Below are 22,304 nucleotides of genomic sequence, written 5' to 3'. Positions count from 1 at the left end.
AGGCGAGGCCGCGCCGTGTCAGGGCGCGGCGACAGACCCGTTATTTGCGGGTGCGGTCCATGACGCCGCCGACCGAAGTCGGGGACAGCGCCGCGCTGGCGGCTTTCTTGTCCGCTTTGGGCTTCTTGATTTCCTTGTTGGATCGTTTCTGGCCTTTGGCCATGGTGTGCTCCTTCGCACGGGGGCATCCAGCGGATGCGCTCACGCCATGATACGCCTTGCGCACAGCGATTGATATGATCATTCCAGCGCGGTCTGCGTCGGCGGCTTGAGGCGGTTCTGGGGGAGGCGCCTGTCTAAAAAGACATCTTTCAGACCCAAGGTTTCGCTGTCACGCAAGGGCGGAATGGATGAAGCTGAGGGTTCGTCACCTTGGAGTCTTGCTCATGTCCGTCTTGCTCGCCGCCGCCCTGATGTTCGCCCAGCCTGCGCCGGATGCGGGGGGTGAAGCCCCTTTGCTGGAAACGGTCATTGCGCTGGATGCGCAGGTGTTTGAGGCGTTCAACTCCTGTGACGGCGAGGGGTTCGGCGCCTATATCGCTGAAGGTATCGAGTTTTATCACGATGTGGACGGGCTGATCCTGGATCGTGCGGCGCTGATTGATTCCGTGAACACGTCGATCTGCGGCAATTTCCAGCGGCAGCTGACGCCAGGCTCCATCGAGGTCTGGCCGGTGCCGGGCTATGGCGCGATCCAGACCGGCTGGCACGCCTTCATCAATTACGGCGCGGACGAGCCGCATGGACAGGGGCGATTCCTGCATGTCTGGCGTCAGGACGCGGACGGATGGAAGCTCACCCGCATCGTCAGCTATGACCATGGCCCGTTTGACGGCGCAGGGCGCGCCCCTGACTAAAGCGCGTGATCGCGCAACGCTCACCTGATCTTAAAGACCTGTCGCCTAGTCTTCGCCCATCAAATTTGCATGGGGGAAGACGGCATGCCTTTGAGATTGAAAATGATCTGTGGCGCAGCGATTAGCCTGACGCTGACCTCGGCGGTCACGTGTGGGAGCGCGCTTGCCCGGCAGGATGAAAGCGCATCGCCGCTCAATCAGATCTATCGTGTCGAATTTGGCAGCGCCCCGCCTATTTATGGCGGCGCGATCTCTTTCTCGTTCGGTGACGGTCTGATCGACAGCTACACCGAAACGGGCATTGGCGGCGCTGATCAACCCGGCGGGACCGGTACCTGGTATGCGGAAGGGGGCGGCCGGATCTCCATTTTGGGCGATGCCGCGGATCCGGGTTATGAGGGTGAAGAATTACCGCCACGACCCGCTTTGCAGCTTCTCGCAGACGGGCAGAGCGAGGTCAGTTGCGAGTCCTGGCCGCACATTGACGTGGGCTCCAGCGCGCAGCCTTCGGACCTGTGCTGGATCACTAATTCAAACGTCCTTTCGGTGACGCGGACGCAATAGCGCTGAGCCTTTTCATGCCGCCAACACGGCCGCTCCAGAGCGGCGGAGACAGGATACGATTATGAACAAGACGATTATCGCCAGCCTCGCGCTAAGCCTTCTCGCGCCGTGCGCTTTGGCCAATGACGGCCCGGCGGGTCAGGTCTTTCAGGCCGTGGCGACCCGCAACACCGATTTCGCGCGGGTCGGCGACACCGCCACCATCCGCTTTGAAGAGGGCGGCTCGGTCACCGTCTCCGGCATTTCTGACGCCATGGGCAGCGATCCCTGGTCGACGGAGTGGAGCGAAACCAATAATGGCCGGTTTTATGTCGACGCCGACATTTTCTGGATGGATCCGTGGGGTGAACGTCCCGAATGCCGCAGCTGGCCCGATTATCCGATCGGTGAAGACATCACCTCGGTCGGCGGCGACTGGGAAGCCACGGGCGTCTGTTGGCTCGGACCAGAGGGCGGCGCGCTCGACTGGCGGATCACCCGTATCGAATAGGGCGGTCGAGCGGCGACGCCTGGTCTCGTTCGCTCCGAGAGCCCCAGCTCATCGGTCACCTGTTCGCTGGTAAGCGCGATCTTAACCCTGATTGTGCAAGCCTTCCGGGCAATTGAGCCGAAGGGGGCGAGACATGACGTCATGGATGATCGGGCTGTTGGCGAGTTTGGCCCTCGTTACTGAGGGCGAGGGGGCGGTCAGCCCGGCCGGGCAAAGCTATGAGCTGGGCGAGTTAGGCTCTGTCTTCTTTGGTGAAGGCCCCAGCTCTGGCGGTGCGGAGCTTCATAAAGACATTCTCTTCTGCACGGCGGAAGCACATTTGGACTGGCGTGTTGACGGCGACCAGATTGTGCTGAGTACGGGTAAAAATACATGCGCCGAGGCGGACGCTATGATGAGTGACGCCTTTTCCGCGGACTGTCCCGACGGCTGGCCTGATCTGCAGGTCGGCGAGAGCCGGGATGTGTGCTGGTTCACCCTTGGTCCCGTAATGCGCACCGAATAGCAGGCATAATCATGCGTTCAGTTTTCCAATATGGTCTTGCCAGTCTGGCGATGACCGTCTCCAGCGCGGCGGCCTTCGCCGAGATTCCGCCCGCTTATCGCAATCTTCTGGCTGAGGCGGACAGGCGGGACATCGACGACGCGCGATTTGTAGAAACCGCGGATATGGTGGCTGTGCTGGTTCCTGGCGGTCGGGCGGCGGTGCATGCTGATGTCATTGCGCATTTGCCCAGCCGGGCCGGCGCGCTCAGCGACTGGCCGCTGCCAGAGCCTGAGCCTGAAGCAGAAAGCGCGCCTCAGTCCGAGGCCGAGCCTGAACACGAGCATCGCTCTCTGGGCGGCGCCCCTGTGGCGCTGTCGGGCGCGCCGGAAGGGTCTGGCGGCTGGCTCGCCGCTCCGATCCGGGCGCTGCATGGCGAGCTATGGTCCGGGCAGATCCGCGCGGGCGTCCAGGTTGAAAACGGCAATTCAGAGCTGATTGATTTCTCGTTTGCGGTCGAGATCGACCGCCAATTGCCCCATGGCTGGCGGGTGGATAACCAGTTTGAGTATTTCCTGACCGAGCATGGCGACCGGACGAGCCGCGACAACTGGCTGGCGGAAAGCCGCATCTCCCGCGCGCTGGATTCCGGTTATGGGTATTACGCAGGCGGCTCGTACGAGCGCGATCTGGTCGGGGCCTATGAACAATCGGCCTTTGCGACGGCGGGCGGGGTCTGGCACGCCATTGACGGCGACCGGCTGGGTCTTGAGCTGCGGGCGGGTGTCGGCCATCGCTGGCGCGAGCGCGCCGGCAGCGGAGAGACGCTTGGCGATTGGGTAGCCGAGGCTGCGTCTGATCTGACCTTCCAGATCAGCGACACCAGCCGTTTTGAATCCAGGACCACTGTGTATGGCGGCGGCGGCTCGAAGGTGGATCAACGCTTCACTCTGACCAATCGCCTGTTTGGTCATTGGGCGGTGCAGACCGGGCTTCATATTGAGCACGAGTTTGAAACCGAGCCGGGCTTCGAGCCCACCGATACGCGACTGGACGTGTCGCTGCTTTACGGCTTCTAGGCTTCCACGTTTAAAATTTTGCCCCTAGTCTTGATGCATCTGCGAAGACACGGGGGAAAGATCATGTCGCGTTTGCTTATGGGAGTGCTGGCGGGCGCGACCGCCATCTCTGTCAGCTTTGCGGGCTGGGCCCAGACCGCAGGCGGCCAGTCAGGATACGATGAAAGCCTGGAGGCGATTTCGCCGACGGACGAAGCCGTCAGCATCGGCCTTGCCGGTGAAGATCCCGCTGACATTGCGCGCTATCTGCTGGCCGCCAATGGTGCAGCCGGCGGCGCGCAGCTCTCCCCGGATGGATCGCTCGCAGCGTTCCGCTGGTCGATCACCGGCGAACCCCAGCTGTGGATCATGCCGGCTGAAGGCGGACAGCCCACGCGCCTGACCTATGGCAATGGCGTGACCTTCTTTCGCTGGTCGCCGGACGGCGAGAGCCTGATCTATGGCGCTGACAATGACGGCAATGAGCAAGAAGCCTATTACCGCATTTCCGCAGATGGCCTGACCGAGCGCCAAGTCTTTCCCGCCGAAGCCGGCGCTTTCCGGGTGTTTGGCGACTTTGGCGCGGACGGAGAAACCATCGTCTTCGCCTCAACCGCGCGTAACAATCTCGATTTCGACATCTACGCCGCCAATCTCGAGACCGGCGACCGGCAGATGATCTATGAAGGTTCGTTCGCGAACTATCCGGGCGCCATGTCGCCGGATGGACGCTATGTGACCGTCAGCCAGTCGCGCGGCGAGGATTCAAACGATCTCGCCTTGCTCAATCTGGCCAATGGCGAATTCACTCAGATTTCAGCCCCTGAACGCCGTGCTGCGCATGGGTCGATCGCCTGGCAGGACGATTCCTCGAGCTTCTACCTGGTCTCAAACCGGGAGCGCGAATACAGCGCCCTGATGAAGTTTGACGTCTGGACCAACTCGTTCAGCGTCATTGAGACGGCGGAGCACGACATCGAAAGCGTCGATCTGTGCGGCGCAGATGACCGCTATCTGGTCTGGACCGTCAATGAAGGCGGCTATTCGCGTCTGCACGCCAGAGACCTTGAGACAGGTGAAACACTAGACACTCCTGTGCTGGCCGAGGGCGTTTACGGCGTCAGCTGCACCGATCAGTCCAGCCGCATCCTGATCAATGTGAACGGCTGGCGCACGCCGGGCGGGTTCCAACTCTGGGACATGCAAACCGGCGAGGTCTTCGAGACCTTCTCGGCGTCCATGGCGGGACTGGACGCGGATCGCCTGGTGCGACCCGAAGATGTGCGCATCACCGCACGCGACGGCGTCGAGCTGCAAGGTCTTTTGTATCTGCCCGACGACAGCTCGCGTCCCAGCGACGGCCTGCCGCCGGTGGTCTTCTTCGTCCATGGCGGCCCGACCGCGCAATCGCGACCGACCTTTGATGCGGTGGTCCAGTATCATGTGGATCGCGGCATGGCGGTGTTCGAGCCCAATGTGCGCGGCTCCACGGGCTTTGGTCATACCTATGTGACGCTGGATGATCGCGAAAATCGTCTGGAATCCATCGCGGATCTGGTGGACATGCTCAACTGGCTGGCCGAGGACGGCCGCGTTGATGCGGAGCGCGCCGCGGTCGTGGGCGGCTCTTATGGCGGGTACGCCGTGAACGCTGTGCTGGCGAATTTCCCCGGTCATTTCGCAGCAGGCGCGTCGCTGTACGGCGTGGCGGACTGGGTGACGGCGCTGGACATCGCCTCGCCAGGGCTCAAGGCGTCTGACCGGATTGAATATGGCGACATCACCGAGCAGCGCTGGCGCGATTACTACACCGAGAACTCACCCATCCGTCAGGCCGATCAGATCAATGTGCCGGTGCTCTACTCGCACGGCGTGATGGATCCGCGCATCGACATTTATGAGACCGAAGTGATGGTGCGCACCCTGCGCGAGAACGGCGTGCGGGCGGACTTTATCCGCATCCCTGACGAGGGTCATGGCTGGCGCAAGCTGTCCAATCAGCTGTTTTACTATCGTCGTCAGGCCGAGTTCCTGGAAGAGGTGCTGGGGCTTGTGGACGCTGACTGATCGCTGGAAGTGGTCTGAGAAACGAAGGAAGCGGCTGGATGTCCAGTCGCTTTCTTTGGTTGTGAGCTTGCGGCGAGCTTTGTGCTGGGCGCATAGACAGGCATGACCCAGAGCCCGCTTGACCCTGCTGCAGTGAAACCCGCTCCTCGCGCGGCCGCCACCGTCTTTATCACGGGGACCGTGGCGATCGATGCGCTGGGCTTTGCGCTGATCATTCCCGTCCTGCCGACCCTCCTGATGGAGCTGACGGGCGGCGGCGTGGGTGAGGCGGCGCGCTGGGGCGGGCTGGCGACCTTTGTCTTCGCGCTGATGCAGTTCGTCTTCTCGCCGATCATCGGGGGATTGTCAGACCGGTTCGGGCGACGTCCGGTGCTGCTGCTGTCGCTGACCGCCCTGATGATCGATTTCCTGCTGATGGGGTTGGCGCACGCCCTTGTGGTGTTCTTCATCGCGCGCTTGCTGTCGGGCGTTTTCGCCGCCACCCATTCCACCGCCAACGCCTACATCGCCGACATCTCCACTCCGGAACAACGCGCGCGCCGCTTCGGGCTTCTGGGCGCGGCCATGGGGGCGGGCTTCGTATTGGGGCCGGGGCTCGGCGGTTTGCTGGGGGAGTTGAGCCCGCGCGCGCCCTTCTTTGCGGCGGCGGCGCTGGCCGGGATCAACGCCCTCTATGGCTGGTTCGTGGTGCCGGAATCGCTCAAACCCGAAAGCCGTCGTTCTTTCTCCTGGAAACGGTCAAACCCCATCGCCACGCTGATGCGCTTGCGTCGGGCCGAGGGGCTCGGGGTGCTGGTCTGGGTCTATTTCCTGTCTCAGCTGGCTGGCTTTGTGTATCCGGCGGTCTGGGCCTATGTGGGCATCGCCAAGTTTGACTGGACCGAAGGCGAGATCGGCGTCTCTCTGGTGGCCTATGGCGTGCTGTTCGTGATCTGTCAGGCGGTGGTGACACCCTTGCTGATGCCCCGGATCGGCGAGCGCCGGGTCATCTGGATCGCCTTCGCCCTGGAGGCCGTCGCCCTGATCGGTCTGGCGACGGCGCCATCGCCCTGGGTGCTGTATCTCTGGCTCTTGCCCGCCCTGTTCACAGGCATGGAGGGGCCGGCGCTTCAGAAGGTGATGACCGAGCGCACGCCGCCGGACGCTCAGGGCGAGCTGCAGGGCGGATTGTCCGGCCTCGGCGCGATCGTGCTGATCCTCAGCCCGCTGATCTACACCCAGCTCTTTTTCGCCTTCCAGCAAGGGGTGGGCGGGGTGGTGTTTCCGGGCGCGCCGTTCGTCATGGCGGCGGTGTTCAACGTCATCGCGCTGACGCTGTTCGTGGTGCGAAAACGCCAGACGGGCGGTTAAAGCCCAACCCGCTTGCGCAGGCTGTCCGGCGTCTCACCAGCCTCCCGCAAGGCGCGCAAAGTGAGGGACTGATCGCGCTTGGCGAAGCGCTTGCCGTGCTCATCGAGCATCAGGGGGTGATGGCGATAGACCGGGACCGGCCAGCCCATCAGCTCCTGAAGCAGGCGGTGCAGATGGGTGGCGAAATACAGGTCCAGGCCGCGGATGACATGGGTCACGTCCTGCAGCGCATCATCATGGGTGCAGGCGAGATGATAGCTCGTCCCCACATCCTTGCGCCCCAAAATCACATCGCCCAGCGTTTCAGGTCGGGCGCGCACCTCACCGGTTTCGCCGTCCGGGCCTTCGCCTGTTTCGGTGAATGTCAGACGGTCAAAGTCCGCGCCAAGATGATCGCGGCAGGCGGTGATGGAGAGCCGCCAGGAGAAAGCGTCGCCCGTCTCCAGACGCTCGGCTTCCTCGTCCGCGCTCATCGGCTGGGACGGGCCAGGATAGATCACGCCTTCGGGGCCTTCGCCGGGATGATGGGGCGCGCGGGCGATGTCCTCGGCGATTTCCCGCCGCGTCTTGAAGCAGCGATAGACGAGCCCTTTTGAGTGAAGCTGCGCAAGGGCTGCGTGATACTCGGCGAAATGCTCGCTCTGCCGACGTACAGGCTCGGGCCAGTCACAGCCCAGCCAGCGAAGGTCTTCCAGAACCGCCGCCTCGTATTGAGGTTTGCAGCGCGTCGTGTCGATATCCTCGATCCGCAACAGACACATCCCGCCTGCCTCTCGCGCAGCATCGAACACCGTCAGCGCCGAGAAGGCGTGACCCAGATGCAGGAAGCCGGTGGGCGAAGGGGCGAAGCGGGTGCGAAAAGCGGTCATTGCGCTTGCATATCACCGTGCTGAAGCTTGTGCGAGGCTTGGGGTTTTCCCGTCCTCCAAGCGGTCTATGATCGCCTGCAGGCATAACAAAGGAACGCCCCTCCATGATCTTGATCGACGGTCCGCGCATCGCGCCCAAATCCGGGCAGGCGAAGAAACTGGTCATCCTGTTTCATGGCTACGGCTCTAATGGCGCAGACCTTGCGGGTCTCGCCCAGCACTGGGCGCCGCATTTTCCGGATGTGGCCTGGGCGTCGCCCGATGCGCCTGAACCGGTGCCCGGCGCGCCGGGCGGGTATCAATGGTTCCCGATTTCGCGTCTTGATCCGGCGCTGATGGAACAGGGGGTGCGCTCGGCGCACGCCACGGCGGAACAGTTTGTCCGCTCCGAGCTGAACCGCTGGGAAGTGGCGCCGGAAAACCTCGTTCTGATCGGGTTTTCCCAAGGCACGATGATGGCGCTTCACACCGCGCTCCGGCGCGAGGTCGCGCCCGCAGCGGTGATCGGCTATTCCGGCGCCCTGCCGGGGCCGGAGCGGCTGAAATCTGAAATGACCGTCAAGCCGCCGATCCTGCTGATCCATGGCGACAGTGATGACGTGCTGCCGGTGGGCATGACCTTGATGGCGGCCCAGGGACTTGCCGAGGCGGGTCATGGCGCCCAGTTTCATATCTCCAGAGGCATTCCCCATTCCATCGGCCCGGACGGGCTGGAGCTGGGGCGGCATTTCATGGAGGCGGCCTTTTCGGGGCGCCTGCGCGGCTAGGCGCCGATGTCAAGCAAGCGTCGAGCGAGCGTCATGGCGCCGTCACACGAACAGGGTTAGTGTTAGATCGTCTCAAGGAACGGGGCGTTGATTCGATTATGGATCAACGCGAAGGCTTAGAGGGAGGCGCGTCTTCAAGATAGCGCTTGCATATCAGAGGGATCACCTCCTGAAACTGCGCCGCCCGGCGCGTGTGTGCGGGGGCGGTGATGCGAGTCTTTAAGACGGCGCCCACCGATCTTCGATGCCTTGTCCTGAACGCGGACTTCCAGCCGCTGTCCTATTATCCTCTGTCCACCTGGCCCTGGCAGGACGCCATCAAGGCGGCGTTCCTGGAGCGCGTGGACATCGTCTCTGAATACGCCACAGAGATCCGCAGCCCGTCACGCTCGATAAGGGCGCCGTCAGTGGTGGCGCTGCGTGATTATGTCAGCCAGAATCGTCCGCCCGCCTTCACCCGCTTCAACGTGTTTCTGCGCGACGGGTTTCGGTGTCAGTATTGCGGCGCAGACAGTCTTGATCAGCTGACCTTTGACCATGTGACGCCGCGCGCCTATGGCGGCCGGACGACCTGGGACAATATCGTCGCCGCCTGCGCGCCCTGTAATCTCAAAAAAGGCGGTCGTACGCCGCGAGAAGCCAAGATGCCGCTGCTTCAGCAGGCGGACCGTCCCAGCCAGCATCAGCTGCAATCACAGGGGCGACGCTTCCCGCCCAAATACCTGCACGAAAGCTGGCTCGATTATCTCTACTGGGATGTGGAGCTTGAGGCCTAGCGTCCTGCGCTCTTGCCAATTGACCCAGATCAGGTTTCACCCTCGCCCATGACCCGCACCCCGACCATCGCCATCGCCTATGATTTTGACGGCACGCTGAGCCCGGGCTCCATGCAGGAGCATTCCTTCATCCCCGAAATCGGCGAGCAGATCGACGCGTTCTGGGGGCGGGTGAATGGCGAGGCGGCGCGGCTGGGCGCAGACAACATCCTCATCTACATGCATGAGATGGTGAAAGCCGCCCAGCGTGAGGATGTGCGCTTCCGTCGCGAGGATATCGAACGCCATGGCGCGTCCGTGGGCTTCTTTCCCGGCGTGGTCGAAGGCTGGTTTGAGCGTTTGCGGGCCTATGGCGCCGAGCGTCAGGTGCGGGTCGAGCACTACATCATTTCGTCCGGGCTCAAGGAGATGATCGCGGCCAGCGCCGTCGGCGATCAGTTCGACGCTATTTTCGCCAGCGAGTTCAAATACAACGCCGATGACGTGCCGGTCTGGGCGGCGTCTGCGGTGAACTACACCAACAAGACCCAGTTCCTGTTCCGCATCAATAAGGGCGCGCTGGATCTGTCGGACCACACCGAAGTGAACGCTTATGTGCCCGAGGATGACCGGCCCGTCCCCTTCCGCAATATGATCTATGTGGGAGATGGCGATACGGATGTGCCGTGCATGCGCACGGTGAAGGAACAGGGCGGCGTGTCGATCGCCGTGCATCCCGCAGGCGACGTGAAAGGCGCGGAGAAGACCGCCAAGCTCAAGACGGATCGCCGCGTGCATTTCACCACGGACGCCGATTACTCAGACGGCTCGAAGCTGGATGCGTACGTGAAGGCCGCCATCGACAAGATGGTCGCCGTGGAGCGGCTCAAAACGCTGGAGCGCTAGATCCGTTTGCACACCGCGATGGCGGCGTGGCAGCCGGCGGTGATCAGCGCGGAGAGGACCGGATAGCCGGCGGCGTCTTTAGCGCCTTCTTCCACAGCGAGCTCTTTGTGGGCGACCTCTTCATCGCGAAACTGGGCGAACTGGTCCGCCAGCGCGTCCTGTTCGGCGAGGCGCAGCTCCTGCACTTGTTCGTCGTAATGCCCCTCGATCACCGCTTCGACCGCTTCGGTGCAGGCGTGGGCCGCTTTCTCGCCCAGCAGCGCTGTTCCGGCGCCGAGCGCGAATCCCGCCAGATTGGCGATGGGCGCCAGCAGGGTCGGACGCGCTTTCCCGCTCAGGATGTGATCGTCAAACGCCTGCAGATGGTGCTGTTCGTCCGCTTCCATATGCACCAGCTGGCTGGCGATGCGGGCCTTGTCGGGGCGGCCTTTGAACACGGCGCGCTGGCCCTGATAGATCGCCACCGCGGCATACTCGCCTGCATGATCGACGCGCACCATGGATTCAATACGGGAAGCGTCTGCTTTCCGACCGGGGCGACGGACGGTTTTGCGGGTTTGCGGTTGAGACATCACACGCTCCGATACGGTTTGCGGAACACCACCAGGATCGAGATCAGCATCACGGCAGCGCTGATCAGAACATTATAGCCCGCCATGGATACGCCCAGCAGGGTCCAGGCTGGCTCATCACACAGCACCACATTGGTCGGCGTGTTCAGCGAGCTCAAGAGTGCATCCACGCTTAAGGACGTCGTGTCGCCCGCCTGGCATGACAGCGGCCAGAAGCCGTATTCACCCCCTGCGTGATAGCCCGCCACCCAGGCGCTGAACCCGGCCAGAACCGCGATGAGCGCGCTGGCTGCGCGGCAGAACAGGGCGTTGGCGGGTTTCAGGATGTGAAGGGCGGCGAACGTGATCAGCCCGCCCGCCAGAACATAGGCGTGCGCCCAGCGTTGCTCGATGCAGAGCGGGCAGGGGGCGTAGCGCCCGATCAATTCGAACCCGAAAGCCCCGGCGAGCAATGCGGCGGAAACGAGCGCCCCGATGAGCGGCCATTGATCCGGGCGTGTCCAGCGGTCGGCGAAGGTGGAAAGTTCAAGCATGGCGATAAACCTAGATCACAGACAGGGGCGAGGCGAGTACGGAGCTGAGCCGCAGGGCGACGCAAGTCTTAGCCGCCAGCGCCGAACACCCCCAGAATGAAGGTTTTCAGCACATCAATAAACGCCGCTCCAAAAAACGTGAAGCCGACGACCAGAAGGCTGACCCAGACGACGCCTAAGACCAGTCCCGCCAGAACCAGCAGCCCGTCGCGGGTGATCAGGCCGATGGAGGCGATGGCGATGGCGATGCCCGGCGTGGTGTTGGTGGCCGGTAAAGGGACGAGTATGGACGCGCAAAACAGGACGAAGACGCCGCCGACAATCCGCTCTGCGGTCGGGCCTGACAAGACACTCAGCCGCGGACGGGCCAGAGCCTCCAGCCACCCAAACCATTTGCGGGACCAGGTCGCGATGCGGACGAGACCGGGCTTGTCCAGCTGACGGTTGCGAAAGCTCTTCGGCATCCAAGGGTGCGCGCGTCCGCCCGCCATTTGCACGGCGATGGCCATCATGGGCAGAGCGACAATCTGAGGCACGCCGTAGAGAAAGGGCATGCAGACCGGAATGGCGAGCGCAAACAGCAAGGCGCCGAACACCCGTTCGCCCAGAGCGTCGCTGAATGCGCCAAGCGACAGCCCCTCTTCAGGGGCGGCGTGCGCGATTCGCGCCAACTCGGCCGTCAGACTGAGCGGCTGATCTTGCTCGGCGTCTTGCGAGCCGGCTTCATCCTGCTGGGATTGCACCATGGCGTGTCACCTTTGGGGAGGAGAGGCGCTTCTGTCTTAATCAGCGGGAGGCGAACCGTCCACGCAGCTCTGCGGTGGCGCTGGCTGAAATTCATGTCGATGACGGTACTGAAAGCCGGGGTCGACCAGGCAGAAATTTCGAGGCATATACACCGCTTGCGTCGACATGCGTGCGGGCGTGGCGGAATTGGTAGACGCAGGGGACTCAAAATCCCCCGGGCGCAAGCCCTTGTCGGTTCGAGTCCGACCGCCCGTACCATCTCGTCCCTGGTCAGTCTCGAACCGCCCAGGGCGAAAGCGATGTCGACCATCCACCTTTCCACAACAAAAGATGAAATGATTGCGAGGGCTTAAATGCCCTGAAACGTGATTTTCATTTTTTCGCTCAAGGTCTTGAAAGTTTTTCCGATAATTGAATTCGATATATTAATTCAATGGCTTGATAGGAATTGACGCGGAATGAAGGTCTGGCGCAAATTCTCTTTATGAGTGATACTTGCCGAACACACCTGAGAGACCTTGCGCAAACTCCTGTTAATCCTGACGCTTATCAATTGACCAAGAGTCTATACAAATAAGTTGAGGCCATTTCATTTTTCAGGACATGAATCATTGAACGCCAGTAAGCAGCCCTTGGTGATCATCGCCGCCGCGAACGCCGACGAGGCGTCCGCACAGAACCTGCGGCAAGCCCTGCTCGACAGGGGCGTTCGCGTGGCCATGGCCGCTGATGTGGGCGTGGCGGAGAAAAAGGCGCGATTGATCGTTCTGTGTTCTCCCGCCTCTTTGAAATGCCAGCCGCTCAACAATTTTCTGGAAGACTTTGTCTGGTCCAACGGGATGCACCACGTCCATGTCGTCGGACTGGAGAGCGAACGGCCCGTGCTGCCTATGGCGCTCCGAGCCGAGCGACGCAGCAACGGCGCCTTCTGGACCTTGCCGCGGCCGCCGGTCATCGGCGCGCTCTATAATGACACCATGAGCCTTGAGCATCTGGCTGACGACATCGCGCATGAGTGCAGTACGGATTCGTCCGCGACTTTGGCGCGCACCGCAGCCAGTTCTGTGGCGCGCCGGCCTCTGGCGACCGGACTTGCGGCCGCTTGCGCCCTGATGCTGGGGGTAAGCGTCTGGCAGGCAGACCAGATCAGCGCCTATCAGGATGAGGCGGAGGACGCAAAAGCGTTCTCAAGTCGCCTGTTGACCGACATCACACAACATTTGCCCAATACGGCGCGCCGGGAAACCTTGATCCGCCTGGCCGATGATCTGACCGAGACCTATCTCACCACGTCCGCAGCCGGACTGTCAGACGATGAGCTGGGCCGCCGCGCGCGACTGTTCAATCTGATCGGCGAAGCGCGTGACGTGCATGGCGACCCTGAGGGCGCACGGGAAGCGTTCTCGGCGGCCTTTGAGCTGACCCAGGCGCTTCTGGACCGGGCTCCCAACAATATGCAGCGCGTCTATGACCATGCGCAGTCCGCATACTGGGTCGGCAATCAGGCCTATCGCAGCGGTGATCTTATGACCGCTGATCGCTATTTCGACATTTACGCCCAGATGGCGGAGGTTCTGATTGCAGGCGAGCCCGGCAATCCCAGCTATCAGGCTGAACAAGGTTATGCGGCCTTGAACCGGGGCGTGATCGAACTCGAGAGCGGCAGCCCTCTGACCGCCGCGGATCTTTTTTCGCAGGCGGCCGACCGGTTTGGAGACGGATTGGTCCAGGCGGGCGTGGTGGGCGTGTCCGACCTTGGCAATACGCTGGGTTGGCTGGCGGACGCACAGCGCGAAACGGGCGATATGGGGGCGGCGCGCAGCAGTCGTGAGAGGCAGCTGGCGCTATATCAAGAGCAGCTTGCCCAAGCGCCGGGTGATTCCCGCACGCTGGTGAAAGTCGCACATACGCGCGCCCAGATCGCTTCGCTAGCAACCGATATGGGTGAAGATGAACAAGGCGCGCAGTTTCTGGACCTGGCTCTGGACAGCGTCAGCGCACTCTATGAAGCGTCGCCTGACAATGACCGGTATGCGCGGCTGTATGTCAGTTTGATTTTTCAGCGCGCCCAGATCGCTTTGATGCGCGATGACCTGATCAGGGCGCAATTGCTGATTGGCGAGGCGCGCCGACTGGCGGCGCGAAGTAATGAAAACGGTGAGAATGACGGGCGGTTCCTGAGCCGGTCCGCAGCCCTCACTCTCTCGGCTTCGCTCGCGTTGAAAGCGGGATCGTATGACACCGCCGTTCTGGAGGCGACCCAGGCCGTCAGCGCCGGCGAGCAATCGGTGGCCGCAGGCTTTGAAACCGCGCGTCCTTACCTGGCTGAAGCGTCTTATGTGCGCGCCGAAGCCTTGAGTGCGCTGGGGCAGCAGGGGGAGGCGGATATGATGTACCGCTCTGCGCTCAATCAGATCGCTCTGATCGCCGAACCGCGTCCGATGCAGGCGCGGGATCTGGAAGCGCGAATCGCCTGGCGCATGGGTGATGTCAGTCGGGCTTTGCAAGTAAGACAGTCTTTACAGGAATTGGGCTACGCTCGTCGCTCTTTCTTGGCGTTTTGGTCTGAAGTGGATCAGGCGAACACCGCCGAGAGTGGGGTATCTCAAGGGGGCTGATATGAGTGGCGTTCAATCACAGGTCGAGCGTGTCAAGGCGCTCGGATTCAGCGGGCGCGATGTTCGCCATATCGCCGTCTATGTAGAACCTGCCATCACCGAAATAGATAATGAGCTCGTTCAGACCTTTTCCGCCTATGTGGGCGAACGAAACGGCAATTTCTTTATCGACTTTCCCACCGACATGATTTTCGTCGTCATGACGCAGGGCTGGGAATTCGAGCGTTTCGAGCTGGACGGGAAAGTCTGGGACGGCATCGCCGTCATGCCTGAAGACACAGACTTTGAGGTGTCTTTCGGTGATGACGGCAGACAAAGCGTCGTCGTGCTGGATCGGTGCAACGAGTTTTTCACCTATCGCTATCAGATCGTTCTGCGAAACCAGGAGACGGGCCAGCGCGTCGTGGTTGATCCCGGAGTCGAGAACGAGGACCGCCTCCCCTTCCCCTAGGCGTTCGGGAAGAGGCGTCTGAACGCCGGGCTCGAGGCTCTCATCTCTTGTGTGGATCCTTGATCGGCGATCTCGCCTTTATCAAGAACCGCGACTTGATAGGCCCGCTCCAGCAGGCGTGCACGGTGCGTCACGATGAGCGTGCTGCGGCGTGCATCTTCATCCAGCCAGTCATCCAGCGCATTCAGGAAATCAGTTTCGGTGCCCGCGTCGAGCCCTTCTGTGGGTTCGTCGAGCAAGAGCACCGGAGCGTTCTTGACGAAGGCGCGCGCCAGGGCGATCCGGCGCGCCTGTCCCCCTGACACCAAGCCGCCCAGCTCGCCGGTCCAGCTCATCAACCCGTCAGGCAATTTGCGGACGAAATCCGCCGCGCGCGCGCGTTCCAGCGCATGCCAGAGCGCCTCATCGCTCGCCTCGGGATCCGCCAGGCGCAAATTGGCGCGGATGGTCGTCGACAAGAGCTCCGCGCGTTGATCGACAAGGGCGAAGCGGCTGCGGGTGTCGGCGATCGGAAGGGCGTCCAGCGCTGTCCCGCCCAAGCTGATTTCGCCGGACTGAGCTGCGTAAAAGCGCATCAAAAGTTTGATCAGGCTGGATTTTCCGGCGCCGGATGCGCCGACCAGCGCCAGCCGCCCGCCTTCGGGCAGGCCCAGATTTGCGTTTTGCAGGACGGGCGCATCCGTATCCGGATAGCTGAAATGAAGCTCCTTCACCTCAATATCCCAGCGATCAGGCAAGGGCTGAGGCGAATCGGGATCGCTTACGGCGGGTGTGATTTCCGTCAGCGCCTTGAGCCGGCGGGCGGAGGCTGTGGTCTTGCCATAGAGCTCGGCCGCCTGAACCAGTGGCGCGGCGGCTTCAAAAAGCGCGAAGGCGACAAAGCCCGCCAGCGCGGAGACTGGTGCGGAAGCGCCTGACGCCGCGGCCAGGCCAAAGCCAAGCACGAAACTTGCGGGCGCAGAGAGCGCCAGAAGCGCGCCATTCCACATGGAGATGCGGGCGATCTCGCGCTGCGCTGCGACGCATTTGGCGTTTGAGTCTTCCAGATGGGCGATGATGCGGTGTTCAGCTCCATAGGCCTTGAGTTCAGCCAGTCCGGAGACCAGGTCTGCGGCGTCCGCCCGCATGGAACTGGCGTTTTGCGTCAGGGCCTCGCCGGCCTTGCCTGCGGTCTTGGCGACGCGCAGAGGCAGGATCACGCTCGCCAGAACGAACACCCCCAAGACGCCCGGCAAGGCGGCTGGCGCCAGAAACGCCAGCAGCACGCTGGTGAACAGCGCGCCCGCCAGTGCGGCGGTGACAGGCGTCACAAAGCGCAGATACAGCGCATCCAGCGCGTCCACATCCTGGGTGACGCGGGAGAGCAGATCTCCCCCTCTTATGCGCCCGAGCCCGGCGGGGGCCAGCGGTGCGGCGGTTTCAAACACCCAGAGGCGCAGGCGCGAGAGAATCCGGAATGTGGCTTCATGGGTGACCATGCGCTCGGCATAGCGCCCGACCGTGCGGCTCAGGGCAAAGCCGCGTACGCCGCCTGAGGCGAACAGGTAGTTGAAGGCGCGTCCGGCGCCCGCCAGTCCGGCGACCGCGGACGCGGTGATGAACCAGCCTGACAAAGAGAGAAGACCGATGCCGGCCAGCAGCGTCAGCGCGGACAAGGCGGCGCCCAGGCGAAGCCACCAGCGGTCCGGACGCGCCAGGGCGAGGAAGAAGCGCAGATCCTTCATGACGCGCCCTCGGTCTCAAGCCTGATGACCTGATCTGCGACATCGCGCACGGCGGGGCTGTGGGTGGCGATGATCACGGTGCGGCCTTCGCTGATGCGTTTGAGCGCCGTGAGAAAGCGCGCTTCCGCCTCGCCGTCCAGATGGGCGGTGGGTTCGTCCAGCAGGACGATTTTCATATCCACCGCCCAGGCGCGCGCCAGCGCCAGGCGTTGCGCCTGGCCGCCAGACAGGCCGTAGCCTTGATCGCCGATGAGGGTTTCAAGACCATCAGGCAGGCTGGCGGCGAAATCCATGACGCCCGCGGTTTCCGCCGCGCTCTGGATACGATCAAGAGGCAAGGAGCGGTCAAACAGGCTGATATTGTCGATCAGACTTCCGTAAAACACATGGGGACGTTGCGCGATCCAGGCCGCTTGCCCGATCAGAGGCGCTGTGAGCTCGACGCCGTCCACAAGGACCTGGCCGTCCGTATGCGGCGCATAGCCCATCAAGAGTTTCAGCGCGGTGGACTTTCCAACGCCGGACGGCCCCCAAAGGGCGGTGATTTGGCCAGCAGGCGCTTCAAAGCTGAGCGGGTCGAGCCCGCGGCGCCCATCGGGATAGACGGAGCCTGCTTGCTCGAACCGGATTGCGGGAGGGGCGGGTATGTCTGTGGTGACGGTCGTCGCCAAAGTGGTTTGAGGCGTCGCGTCAGCCTCCGCCATGAAAGGCGCTAGCGCCTCAGCCCCAGCCTCGGCGTCCGCACGGTCATGATACGCCGCAGAGAGGCGTCGCAATGGCATATAGAATTCCGGCGCCAGGATCAGACAGAACAGCCCGGTCTGAAGCGTGATGGTCTCGCCGGTGCTGAACGGCATCTCGCCCAATAGCGAAAAGCCGATATAGATCGCGGATCCTGCAACAGACAGCGCTGCGAAAAACTCCAGCACGCCCGACGACAGGAAGGCCATCGCCAGCACCTTCATCGTGCGCCGCCGGAAGTCTTCAGACGCCTGGGCCAGGCCGTCGCGCTCGCGTTCCACAGCGTTAAAGGCGTTCAGGGTTTCAAGCGCACGCAGGCGGTCGTTGAACCGTCCTGCGAGACGCTGCAGCGTCGTGAGCTGGTCTTTGGACGCCGCAGCTGCGCCTGCGCCTACCAGCGCCATGAAGACGATCAGCAGAGGGGCGGTGATCAGGAAGATCAGGCCGACGATGTAGCTGGCGCTGAACGCCGCCGCCATGATGATCAAAGGCCCGGCCATGACCACGCCCATCAAGGGACGATAGCGTCCATAATACCCGTCAAGCTTGTCCACGGCGTCGATCAGGGCGGAGGTCGTCTCCCCTGAATCAAAGCGCTCCGTATAGCCTGGGCCGAGGGCTGCGAGCTTGCGGGCCGCCAGGGCGCGTACGGTCTGGCGCACTTTCAGGCTGGCCTCCACCCCGGTTCGGGTTTCTGCAGCCTGCAGGGCCGCCCGAACGCCTGCGCACACTAACGCAAGACACAGTCCGGGCCAGACTGCACCGCCGTTCACCAGGGCGCTGACCGCCCAGGCCGCCCCCCAGGCGAAGCCGATGAAAACGGCATACTGGGCCGCGCCGAAGGCCGTGCTTTGCCGGGTCAAGGCGGTCGCGGGTTCGCCCCACGCCTTCAGTAGGGCGCCCAGCTCCGCCTTGCGGGCTTTACGGGCTGCTGCTTCGGTGTCGGCTGACAATTCAGATGTGCTCATGGCCTGCGACATACACGCCCTTGCCCGGTTTTGACTGCGGCGCCTCGTCCCATGCGACACCTTGCAGACGATACAAACTAACGTTTCTGCCTGATAAGGGCGGCCAATGCGCTTTCGGGCGTACTCATTTAAAGACTGCTTTTAAAGCCTTGGAGGGTGAAATGGTCGATATGACCGTTGTGGAATTATCGCGGTGGCAGTTCGCGCTGACCGCGATGTATCACTTCCTCTTTGTACCGCTCACGCTTGGACTGTCCATCATACTCGCCATCATGGAGAGCGTTTATGTGATGACGGGCCGGCAGGTCTGGCGGGACATGACGAAGTTCTGGGGCACGCTGTTCGGCATCAACTTCGTGCTGGGCGTGTCCACCGGGATCACCATGGAATTCCAGTTCGGCATGAACTGGTCCTACTATTCTCATTATGTGGGCGATGTGTTCGGGGCGCCGCTGGCGATTGAGGGCCTGATGGCCTTCTTCCTGGAAGCCACGCTGGTGGGCCTGTTCTTCTTTGGCTGGGATCGGATGAGCAAGCGCGGGCATCTGACCGCGACCTGGCTGATGGCGCTGGGCACCAACCTGTCAGCGCTGTGGATTCTGATTGCCAATGGCTGGATGCAGAACCCTGTGGGCTCCGAGTTCAATCCCGAGACCATGCGGATGGAGGTCACTGACTTCATGGCGGTGCTCTTCAACCCGGTCGCCCAGGCGAAATTCGTACACACCGTGTCCGCCGGCTATGTCACAGGCGCGCTGTTCGTCCTGGCGATCTCAGCCTTCTTCTTGCTCAATCGCCGCTTTGTGGGCTTCGCCAAGCGCTCGATGACGGTCGCCGCCGCGTTTGGTCTGGCGAGCGCCCTGTCGGTCGTGGTGCTGGGCGATGAAAGCGGTTACGCGCTGACCGATAACCAGAAAATGAAACTCGCCTCACTTGAGGCCATGTGGCACACCGAACCCGCGCCGGCGCCCCTGACGCTGGTGGGCTTTCCCAATCGCGAAACCCAGGAAACCGAGCACGCCATCAGCATCCCGTGGGTGCTGGGTCTGATCTCGACCCGGTCTCTGGATGGCGAGGTGGAAGGCATTCTGCCGTTGGTCGAGCAGGCGGAGACCCGTATCGAAAACGGCGTTCTAGCTTATGACGCCATGATGCGCCTGCGCGAGGATCCTGAGAATGCAGACGCCCAGGCGCAGTTTGAAAGCGCCCGGGATGATCTGGGCTACGCCATGCTGTTGCGGCGCTATGTGGCTGACCCGCGCGAGGCGGGGCCGGACCTGATCGCGCAAGCTGCGATGGACACGGTGCCCAATGTGGCGGTGATGTTCTGGAGCTTTCGTTTCATGGCGGGGCTGGGTTTCTACTTCATCGCCCTGTTCGGGACCGCTTTTGTGCTGAGCTCGATGCGCAAGCATGAAACGCGCTGGTTCCTGAAGCTGGCCCTGGTGTCGTTGCCGCTGCCCTGGGTGGCCGCCGAGCTGGGCTGGCTGTTGGCGGAATATGGCCGCCAACCCTGGATCATTGAAGGCGTCTTGCCGACCTTTGAAGGGGTGTCGAGCCTTCATCCCACGCAAATGATCATGACCATTGTCGGTTTCACCGCGCTCTATGGCGCGCTGGCGGTCGTGGAAGTGATGTTGATGATCAAATATGTCCGCAAGGGACCGTATCCGGACGGTCCATCACGCGGCGCATCCCATAAGCCTCAGGGCGGGTTCGCCCCGCTGCCGGCCGAATAGGGAGGATGGATTATGGAAATTCCTCTGTCATATGAACTGTTGCGGGTGATCTGGTGGGCGCTTCTGGGCGTTCTGCTGATCGGTTTCGCGATTACGGACGGCTTTGATCTGGGCGTTGCGGGGCTGTTGCCCTTTGTCGCTCGCACAGACGCCGAGCGTCGGCTCGCGATCAATACGGTTGGTCCGACCTGGGAAGGCAATCAGGTCTGGCTGATCCTCGGGGGCGGCGCCATCTTCGCCGCCTGGCCGCTGGTCTACGCCGTCTCCTTCTCGTCGTTCTATCTGGCCATGTTCGTCGTGCTGGCGTCGCTGATCCTGCGCCCGGTGGCGTTCAAATACCGCTCCAAGCGGGAGGATCCGCGCTGGCGCAGCTTCTGGGACTGGGCGCTGTTCACCGGCGGTTTCGTCCCGGCGCTGATCTTCGGCGTCGCGGTGGGCAATGTGCTGGTGGGCGCGCCCTTCCGGATGAATGACGACATGCGCATCTTCTGGGACGGGTCGTTCTTCGGATTGCTGAATCCCTTCTCGCTGCTGTGCGGCCTTCTGAGCGTGACCATGCTGTTGCTGCACGGAGCCGCCTGGCTGTCGATGAAGACCGAATACGGCATCGTCCGGGACCGGGCGCGCGCCTATGCGCCGCTCTTCGCGTTCGCCTCAATCGTGCTCTTCGCTCTGGCGGGCGCCTGGGTGGCGTTCGGGGATATTGGCTATCAGGTGACAAATACGGTCGCCGCTGACGGCCCCTCCAATCCCAGATTGACGGAGACCGTGCGTGAGGGCGGCGCCTGGCTGTCCAATTACGGCCGGTACCCATGGATGCTGATCGCGCCTGTGCTCGGGTTCGGCGGCGCGGCTCTGGCCCTGTTCGGCCTGCGGTCGAACTCCGAGGCGCTGACCTTTGTCGGCTCCAAGCTCTCGGTGGTGGGCATCATCTCGACGGTGGGCGTCTCGATGTTCCCGTTCATCCTGCCCTCCAGCGTGGATCCAAATGCGTCACTGACGGTCTGGAACGCCTCGTCCAGCCATACGACCTTGTTCGTCATGCTGATCGTGACCGCTGTCTTGTTGCCGATCGTGCTGCTCTACACCGCCTGGGCGTTCAAGGTGATGTGGGGGCGGGTGACGACCGAAGCGGTCGCCAACGGCGATTATTACTGACACCAAGGAGAGACGACCCATGTGGTATTTCACCTGGATTTTGGGCCTCGGGCTGGCCTGCACCTTCGCCATTCTCAACGCCATGTGGCACGAGCTGTCGCTTAGCGACAGCGGTGACACTGGCAGCTCGGATGAAGCGTTCTAGCGCTGGGCGCCTGCTGAAAACAAAACAGCCCGGACCGTCTGGTCCGGGCTGTTTTGCAAGCAGAGTGGGAGGGGTTCAGGCCGCTGCGGTGTCGTTGGCGGCTTTGGGCTCGGACTCCGCTTCGTCATCAGCGAAGGTGCGCACCTTGATGGGGCCGCCCCAGTCTTTCAGAAGCTGTTGTTTTTCTTCTGCGGTGATCTGCACGTGCGCGCCATGCAGATACCAGCGGCCGGCGTCGTCTCGCACCGGGATTTCGGTGGTGCGCCAGTGGGAGACCGGGTCGCCTTCATTCTCGTAGGTCCAGGTCACCTGCATGGAGGCGATGCGCCCAGAGAAGGCGCCCAGATCCAGAAAGGCGTCCAGGATCTCGATCACGTCCGAGTTCTTGGATTCAAGAACTTCACCGGGGGTGAGCAGATGGAAAGGTGTTCCATGATCGCGCAGCGCTTCACTGACCGTGTCCACATGGACCTTGCCGTCGACCTCAGCGAGCATGCTGATCAGGTGCGGTGAATGGCTGATGGTCGTGCGGAAGTGCTCAAACAGCGGCCTGTGTTCAGGCTCCTGCAGCAGGCGCTCGAGTTTGGTTTCCAATTGTGTGGATGGCGACGCCGTAGAGTTTTCCAGTCGCGAGACATAGGCTTGGCTGACGCCGAGCAAATGAGCCGCCGCCTCTTGTTTGAGGCCGGTGCGTTGGCGGAACGCTCTAAGCTCTTTTCCCCAATTCATGATTTTAGACCC

At 62.4% G+C, this 22,304-nt stretch carries 23 protein-coding genes and 1 tRNA gene; 16 read left to right on the top strand and 8 right to left on the bottom strand.

Annotated elements, in window-relative coordinates:
* Positions 1-40 precede the first annotated feature (40 nt).
* Entirely contained in the window at positions 41-163 is a 123-nt protein-coding gene (locus G405_RS17240; RefSeq protein ID WP_267878754.1) for a hypothetical protein, read from the bottom strand.
* Positions 164-386: 223 nt separating this feature from the next.
* Here G405_RS17240 and G405_RS14990 point away from each other — a divergent pair, with 223 nt between their 5' ends.
* The 7 genes from G405_RS14990 (at position 387) to G405_RS0104715 (ending at position 6,870) form a co-directional block, all read left to right on the top strand.
* A complete protein-coding gene (locus G405_RS14990) occupies positions 387-857 on the top strand; it encodes a nuclear transport factor 2 family protein (protein ID WP_022700359.1) in 471 nt (156 codons plus the stop codon).
* 84 nt (positions 858-941) lie between these two features.
* Positions 942-1,421, top strand: a complete 480-nt coding sequence (locus G405_RS0104740) for a hypothetical protein (protein ID WP_156861358.1) — start codon at positions 942-944, stop codon at positions 1,419-1,421.
* Between the two features lie 61 nt (positions 1,422-1,482).
* Complete coding sequence (locus G405_RS0104735; protein ID WP_022700357.1) at positions 1,483-1,911, top strand: hypothetical protein; 429 nt, start codon at positions 1,483-1,485, stop codon at positions 1,909-1,911.
* Positions 1,912-2,044: 133 nt separating this feature from the next.
* Positions 2,045-2,416 (top strand): hypothetical protein, encoded by a 372-nt coding sequence (locus tag G405_RS0104730; RefSeq protein ID WP_022700356.1) that lies wholly within the window; start codon positions 2,045-2,047, stop codon positions 2,414-2,416.
* 11 nt (positions 2,417-2,427) lie between these two features.
* A complete protein-coding gene (locus G405_RS0104725; RefSeq protein WP_022700355.1) occupies positions 2,428-3,474 on the top strand; it encodes a DUF481 domain-containing protein in 1,047 nt (348 codons plus the stop codon).
* 63 nt (positions 3,475-3,537) lie between these two features.
* Positions 3,538-5,520 carry an alpha/beta hydrolase family protein gene (locus tag G405_RS0104720; protein ID WP_022700354.1) on the top strand — a complete coding sequence of 661 codons (1,983 nt, stop codon included), beginning with the start codon at positions 3,538-3,540 and terminating at the stop codon, positions 5,518-5,520.
* A 102-nt stretch (positions 5,521-5,622) separates the two neighbouring features.
* Positions 5,623-6,870, top strand: coding sequence for a TCR/Tet family MFS transporter (locus G405_RS0104715; RefSeq protein ID WP_022700353.1), 1,248 nt, complete (start codon positions 5,623-5,625; stop codon positions 6,868-6,870).
* On the opposite strand, the gene gluQRS is transcribed toward G405_RS0104715, so the two are convergent.
* Positions 6,867-7,739 (bottom strand): tRNA glutamyl-Q(34) synthetase GluQRS, encoded by an 873-nt coding sequence (gene gluQRS, locus G405_RS0104710; protein WP_022700352.1) that lies wholly within the window; start codon positions 7,737-7,739, stop codon positions 6,867-6,869. The two genes, G405_RS0104715 and gluQRS, sit on opposite strands and share 4 nt — an antisense overlap.
* Positions 7,740-7,843: 104 nt before the next feature.
* Here gluQRS and G405_RS0104705 point away from each other — a divergent pair, with 104 nt between their 5' ends.
* From G405_RS0104705 to G405_RS0104695, 3 genes are all read left to right on the top strand, one after another.
* A complete protein-coding gene (locus tag G405_RS0104705; RefSeq protein WP_022700351.1) occupies positions 7,844-8,506 on the top strand; it encodes an alpha/beta hydrolase in 663 nt (220 codons plus the stop codon).
* Between the two features lie 209 nt (positions 8,507-8,715).
* Positions 8,716-9,282 carry an HNH endonuclease gene (locus G405_RS0104700; protein WP_022700350.1) on the top strand — a complete coding sequence of 189 codons (567 nt, stop codon included), beginning with the start codon at positions 8,716-8,718 and terminating at the stop codon, positions 9,280-9,282.
* Between the two features lie 48 nt (positions 9,283-9,330).
* Positions 9,331-10,167: an HAD family hydrolase gene (locus G405_RS0104695; protein ID WP_022700349.1), complete on the top strand. Its 837-nt coding sequence runs from the start codon at positions 9,331-9,333 to the stop codon at positions 10,165-10,167.
* Here G405_RS0104695 and G405_RS0104690 read toward each other — a convergent pair.
* The 3 genes from G405_RS0104690 to G405_RS0104680 form a co-directional block, all read right to left on the bottom strand.
* A complete protein-coding gene (locus G405_RS0104690; RefSeq protein ID WP_022700348.1) occupies positions 10,164-10,739 on the bottom strand; it encodes a demethoxyubiquinone hydroxylase family protein in 576 nt (191 codons plus the stop codon). The two genes, G405_RS0104695 and G405_RS0104690, sit on opposite strands and share 4 nt — an antisense overlap.
* Entirely contained in the window at positions 10,739-11,272 is a 534-nt protein-coding gene (locus G405_RS14985) for a disulfide bond formation protein B (protein WP_022700347.1), read from the bottom strand. The genes G405_RS0104690 and G405_RS14985 overlap by 1 nt, the downstream gene beginning before the upstream one ends.
* Positions 11,273-11,340: 68 nt before the next feature.
* Positions 11,341-12,018: an exopolysaccharide biosynthesis protein gene (locus G405_RS0104680; protein WP_022700346.1), complete on the bottom strand. Its 678-nt coding sequence runs from the start codon at positions 12,016-12,018 to the stop codon at positions 11,341-11,343.
* Positions 12,019-12,190: 172 nt separating this feature from the next.
* Here G405_RS0104680 and G405_RS0104675 point away from each other — a divergent pair.
* The 3 genes from G405_RS0104675 (at position 12,191) to G405_RS0104665 (ending at position 15,088) form a co-directional block, all read left to right on the top strand.
* A tRNA-Leu gene (locus tag G405_RS0104675) sits at positions 12,191-12,277 on the top strand.
* A gap of 353 nt (positions 12,278-12,630) precedes the next feature.
* Complete coding sequence (locus G405_RS0104670; protein WP_022700345.1) at positions 12,631-14,637, top strand: tetratricopeptide repeat protein; 2,007 nt, start codon at positions 12,631-12,633, stop codon at positions 14,635-14,637.
* 1 nt (position 14,638) lies between these two features.
* Positions 14,639-15,088, top strand: coding sequence for a hypothetical protein (locus G405_RS0104665; protein WP_022700344.1), 450 nt, complete (start codon positions 14,639-14,641; stop codon positions 15,086-15,088).
* Here G405_RS0104665 and cydC read toward each other — a convergent pair.
* Together cydC and cydD are read right to left on the bottom strand one after the other, a co-directional pair.
* Positions 15,085-16,812 carry a thiol reductant ABC exporter subunit CydC gene (cydC, locus tag G405_RS0104660; protein WP_022700343.1) on the bottom strand — a complete coding sequence of 576 codons (1,728 nt, stop codon included), beginning with the start codon at positions 16,810-16,812 and terminating at the stop codon, positions 15,085-15,087. The genes G405_RS0104665 and cydC overlap by 4 nt on opposite strands.
* Entirely contained in the window at positions 16,809-18,521 is a 1,713-nt protein-coding gene (cydD, locus tag G405_RS0104655) for a thiol reductant ABC exporter subunit CydD (RefSeq protein ID WP_156861356.1), read from the bottom strand. Before cydD ends, cydC begins: the two co-directional genes overlap by 4 nt.
* Before the next feature lie 161 nt (positions 18,522-18,682).
* Here cydD and G405_RS0104650 point away from each other — a divergent pair, with 161 nt between their 5' ends.
* Genes G405_RS0104650 through cydX form a run of 3 tightly spaced genes read left to right on the top strand, consistent with a single transcriptional unit; the run spans position 18,683 to position 21,563 of the window.
* Positions 18,683-20,260 (top strand): cytochrome ubiquinol oxidase subunit I, encoded by a 1,578-nt coding sequence (locus G405_RS0104650; protein WP_022700341.1) that lies wholly within the window; start codon positions 18,683-18,685, stop codon positions 20,258-20,260.
* A 12-nt stretch (positions 20,261-20,272) separates the two neighbouring features.
* Positions 20,273-21,418 (top strand): cytochrome d ubiquinol oxidase subunit II, encoded by a 1,146-nt coding sequence (gene cydB, locus G405_RS0104645; RefSeq protein WP_022700340.1) that lies wholly within the window; start codon positions 20,273-20,275, stop codon positions 21,416-21,418.
* Positions 21,419-21,437: 19 nt separating this feature from the next.
* Positions 21,438-21,563 (top strand): cytochrome bd-I oxidase subunit CydX, encoded by a 126-nt coding sequence (gene cydX / locus G405_RS0104640; protein ID WP_022700339.1) that lies wholly within the window; start codon positions 21,438-21,440, stop codon positions 21,561-21,563.
* A gap of 75 nt (positions 21,564-21,638) precedes the next feature.
* On the opposite strand, the gene G405_RS14980 is transcribed toward cydX, so the two are convergent.
* On the bottom strand, positions 21,639-22,292 hold the full coding sequence (locus G405_RS14980) for a helix-turn-helix domain-containing protein (protein WP_022700338.1): 654 nt from the start codon (positions 22,290-22,292) through the stop codon (positions 21,639-21,641).
* Positions 22,293-22,304 lie beyond the last annotated feature (12 nt).

Origin of the sequence: Oceanicaulis alexandrii DSM 11625 (assembly GCF_000420265.1) — a bacterium.
In the GTDB taxonomy this organism is placed as follows: Bacteria; Pseudomonadota; Alphaproteobacteria; order Caulobacterales; family Maricaulaceae; genus Oceanicaulis; species Oceanicaulis alexandrii.
This window is presented reverse-complemented; position numbering and strand designations above follow the sequence as displayed.